General features: G+C 34.6%; 1 protein-coding gene. It reads right to left on the minus strand.

What is annotated here, in order from left to right:
* Positions 1–31: 31 nt before the first annotated feature.
* A partial coding sequence (locus ACN6NE_RS31035) for an IS3 family transposase (RefSeq protein ID WP_474329435.1) occupies positions 32–534 on the minus strand: 503 nt, incomplete at its 5' end.

The following is a 534-nucleotide window of genomic DNA, read 5'->3' on the forward strand; positions in this document are numbered from 1 at the left end:
TGAACTGAACCCGAAAAGTTAGACCCTTTATCTAAGCAGCGAATGAGGATTGAATTCTGTATTCTACAGGGGTCAATCCTTTTAATTTTACTTTTATTCGTTTGTGGTTGTAATAAACAATATACCTCTCTAATTCCTGTTGAAAGTGCTCCATACTCTCAAACTCTTGGAGATAGAGTAACTCTGATTTTAATAGACCAAAGAAGTTTTCAATGACTGCGTTATCAAAACAATTTCCCTTACGGGACATACTTTGAGTAATATTGTTTTCTTTGAGTAAATGCTGATATTTTGTCATTTGATAATGCCATCCTTGATCCGAATGGAGTATTGGACGTTCTCCAACTTGTAAGTGATTAAATGCCTCATTCAACATTGTTGTCACAAGGGAAAAAACAGGCCGTTTGTCTATATGATAAGAGACAATTTCACCATTAAAAAGATCTAGAATAGGGGATAAATAAAGCTTCTCTCCAAACAGATGAAACTCTGTAATATCTGTGACCCATTTTTCATTTGGTTTAGACGCTTCAA

This window comes from Priestia sp. 53B2 (assembly GCF_056099005.1).